3 protein-coding genes are annotated in these 3,519 nt (G+C 64.1%); all 3 read right to left on the bottom strand.

Features of this window, described 5'->3' with window-relative positions; genetic code table 11:
• Positions 1-101 precede the first annotated feature (101 nt).
• Genes ACSQ22_RS26190 through ACSQ22_RS26200 form a run of 3 tightly spaced genes read right to left on the bottom strand, consistent with a single transcriptional unit; the run spans position 102 to position 3,362 of the window.
• On the bottom strand, positions 102-1,121 hold the full coding sequence (locus ACSQ22_RS26190) for a tyrosine-type recombinase/integrase (RefSeq protein ID WP_015012965.1): 1,020 nt from the start codon (positions 1,119-1,121) through the stop codon (positions 102-104).
• Positions 1,114-2,115 (bottom strand): tyrosine-type recombinase/integrase, encoded by a 1,002-nt coding sequence (locus tag ACSQ22_RS26195; RefSeq protein WP_436131952.1) that lies wholly within the window; start codon positions 2,113-2,115, stop codon positions 1,114-1,116. The genes ACSQ22_RS26190 and ACSQ22_RS26195 overlap by 8 nt, the downstream gene beginning before the upstream one ends.
• Positions 2,112-3,362, bottom strand: coding sequence for a site-specific integrase (locus ACSQ22_RS26200; RefSeq protein WP_235516236.1), 1,251 nt, complete (start codon positions 3,360-3,362; stop codon positions 2,112-2,114). Before ACSQ22_RS26200 ends, ACSQ22_RS26195 begins: the two co-directional genes overlap by 4 nt.
• Between the last annotated feature and the right edge of the window lie 157 nt (positions 3,363-3,519).

Below are 3,519 nucleotides of genomic sequence, written 5' to 3' on the forward strand. Positions count from 1 at the left end.
GCAGCGTTATGCACAGCACGCAGTTATGCACAGTTGGTCCGGCAGCGCGGCGTCGCCGCCCTCGCAAGAGGGCTGCGGTCGCGTCTTTGAACTTCACGTAATCACAAGGTCTTGAGGAACTTCAACAGATCGTCTTCTGCCCGGAACCGCTGTGGGACCACATTGGGATCCTGAAGCCTGGCCAGTGCCTTTTCCTTCATGGCGAGATCGGCCTCTATGTACTGATGCGTTGTCGCCGGACTCTCGTGTCCGAGCCACAGAGCGATCACGCTGATTTCCACGCCCGACTGCAGAAGGTGCATGGCGGTCGAGTGACGCAGGCAGTGTGGAGAGATCGTTCTTCCGGCCAGGCTCGGCGTCGTGAGCGCGGCTTTCTTGACGGCCAATGCCAGGCGCTGCGTCACGTTGGACCGCGTCATCGCCTGTCCGCCACGGTTGGGCAGCAGCGCCGACGTGGGAGTCAGGTCCGGGTTGAACTTCAGCCAGGCGCGGATCACCTTGACCGTCGATCGCCAGAGCGGCACCGACCGCTGCTTGCGTCCCTTGCCATGCAGATGCACGCAGGCGGCGGGTGCCAGCACGACGTCGCCCACTTTTACGCCGATTGCCTCCGACACGCGGGCACCGGTGTTGTACAGCAGGGCCAGCAGCAGCTTGTCTCGCTGGCCCATCCAATCCGCTCCTGGCGCGCCGATCACGGCCAGCATCTCCTCGCGTGTCAGGAACTCGAACATCGGCCGCTCGAAGCGCTTCATCGGCACGCCGAGCGCCTGCTCGACGACCTGAAGTGCCGTCACGTCTCGCCGGGCCGCGAACTTCAGGAACGAGCGCAGCGCGGCCAGTCGCGCATTGCGGCTGCGAACGGTGTTGTGCCGATCGCGTTCGAGATGATCGAGGAAGTCCAGGATCAGCGCGGGCGTCAGGTCGGCGAGCGACAGCGTCGTGGGCGTCTTGTGCAGTTGCGCCTGGGCGAAGTCCAGGAACAGCACGAACGCGTCCCGATAGGCCGCAACGGTCTGCGGGCTCAACGCGCGCTGCTGCGTCAGGTGCTCGGCGAAGAAGGACTGGACCAGCGTCGCGAAGCTCGGCGGAGCGGGCTTGCGGTGTTCAGAACTACTCATCGTCGTTCTCCGCGACGTCGGCGAAGTGTTCGAATCGAGCGCCGGCCAACGCCATCAACTCCGGCACGCCGCTCAGGTACCAGTACGTGCTGGAGATATTGATGTGGCCCATGTACGTGGACAGGGCCAGCATTCGTTGGTCAAGGTTCGCTCCCTGCTGGTGCCACAGGATCATCCGTCTCACGGCGAAGCTATGGCGCAGGTCATGCACCCGCGGTCGGCCATGGCCGCCGCGATCGATCCAACCCAATTGCTCGCGCAGCTGACAGAACACTCGATGCACCTGCCGATCTCCCAGCGGTTCACCCCGGTGCACGCCACGCGAGCCCACGAAGAATGTCATCTGCGGCTTCGCAGGCACGTACTGGCGGCGCAAGGCCCGGTAGGCTGCCATCGGACCGATCACGCTGGGGTGCAGCGGCACCATGCGGGACTTGCCAAACTTGGTCTGCTGTATGGTCAGGATGCCGCCGTCCAGATCTGCATCCGAGTCGGCCAGGTTGATCGCTTCAGAGACCCGAAGCCCGGCCGATGCGATCAGACCGAACAGCGTTGCATAGGTGGTGGCACGAAGGCCATCCGAGGGGCCGAGTCGGCGGGCAGCGACGATCAATGCCGCGATCTCGGCTTCGCTGTAGATGTGAGGCGCCACGCGGCGCGGGATCGGACCGAAGCTGGAATCGTCAGGAACTTCGACAGTCGGATCGAACTGCTGGAGCCAGCGCATGAAGGGGCGCAGCGTTGCCAGTCGGCGCGCTGCCGTGTCGACATTGGCCCGGCCGCCCACGAGATACCGAGGCTGTACCTGGTGCGCCCACTGGACCATCACGTCTACCGTCAACGCGATGTCGCGTCCCTCTCCGACCATGAAGCGAGTGAAGCTGCGCACAGCGAGATCAGAGGAGCACGGCTTGAACCCGAGGCGCAGGCGTTCAGTCAGGTATTGCTCCACCTTGGCGGTGAGGTCGATGTTCGCCGATGCTGCGGCGCTCATGATGCACTCCCAGGCCAAGGCAGAGCGACCTCGGCAAGCAGTTGCAAGTCGAGCTTGGCGTAGATCAACGAGGTGTCCAGCGATCGATGCCGAAGCACATCGGCGACCTCCTTGATCGAACTGCCGCTGTTGACCAGGCGACAGGCCAGCGTGTGACGCAACGAATGGCAACCGCGTGAGATGCCGGCACCTCGCAGGGCACGCCCGATTGCCTGGCTCACTGCATCGACGCCGATGGGCTTGTCGTGTGGCGCCAACCGACGGACGAACAGCGATGGCAGCGTGGTTGCGGGCCGCTCGTGTCTCATGTACTCCGCCAGAGCCTGCCCGGTGAGCACCGGCAGCGGTAGGACATCCTGGCGCTGGGACTTTGTTCGCTTCAAGGTCACCGTTCCGGCACGCCAATCGAAGTCGCCGATCTCCAGCTTGGCGATCTCGCCCACGCGCAGTCCGAGATCCAAGGCCAGGCGCACCATGGCCAGCAGGCGCAGCGGAGCCCGCTTGGCCTCGGCGCAATGCGCTTCGAGGCGCTGGACCTCCTCGGTCGTCAGCGCGCGCGGCAACGATGCTTGGCTCCATCGCACCGGCGACGAGATAGCGCCGAGCAGGCTGTTCACTGCGTCACCGCAGGTCCCGCGGTATCGGAAGTAGGCCCGCAGCGCAGCAGTGACCGCGCTGGAATGCGACCCGCTGCTGACCCGCGTGAGCTCGGTTGCGATGAAGCCGCGAACGTCTTCCGGCTGCAACTCGCCGATGGCGATGGCCTTGCCCGCGAACTTGCATTGCAGCAGACGACCTACGAGTACCAGCCGATCCTCGCGCGTGCCTATCGCCAGGCCGCGGGCGTCGCGCATGTGGACGTTGTAACGGTTCAGTTCTTCTGCAATGGGACCGCTGGGGCCTGGCAGTTCCACGATGACATGCTGTTCCCGCAACAAGGCGAGCAGGTGTCCGAGACTGGCGCTCAAGCCGCTGCGTGTACGCAGAGCCGCGGGATGGCAGTCGCAGCGCGGCAGATGCGAATCCAGAAACTGCTCGACGAGGGCTTCGTCGATCTGTTCGGCAGATACCTGGCACTTCGCCATCCAGTGGGCAAAGTGCGACCAGGCACGAAGGGCAGTCTCCGAGCTGCCTTCGGCGTACCGGCCGCGCTCCAGCAATGCCTGGAACGCCCCGACGTATGAAGACAGCGGGCCATCGAGCAGCCATGCCCTGGCCATCGGGTGCATCGAAAGAATCAAGTCCATGGTGATCTCCAGTTGTGAGATCACCATTCATGCGCCGACTGCGAACTTATGTCCAGTTCAACGGCACCGCCTCCTTGCGATCTACCAGGGCGATCACAGCCTCTGGCGCGTTCAGACTGGCCAACTGTCCATAACTGCGTGCTGTGCATAACGCTGC

This window comes from Acidovorax sp. LjRoot38, from assembly GCF_964252975.1.
Taxonomy (GTDB): domain Bacteria; phylum Pseudomonadota; class Gammaproteobacteria; order Burkholderiales; family Burkholderiaceae_C; genus Acidovorax; species Acidovorax facilis.

What these genes read in the sequence shown, in the direction of transcription:
- ACSQ22_RS26190 (WP_015012965.1), bottom strand. Translation starts at nt 1,121, where the DNA reads ATGAGTAGTTCTGAACACCGCAAGCCCGCTCCGCCGAGCTTCGCGACG.
- ACSQ22_RS26195 (WP_436131952.1), bottom strand. Translation starts at nt 2,115, where the DNA reads ATGAGCGCCGCAGCATCGGCGAACATCGACCTCACCGCCAAGGTGGAG.
- ACSQ22_RS26200 (WP_235516236.1), bottom strand. Translation starts at nt 3,362, where the DNA reads ATGGACTTGATTCTTTCGATGCACCCGATGGCCAGGGCATGGCTGCTC.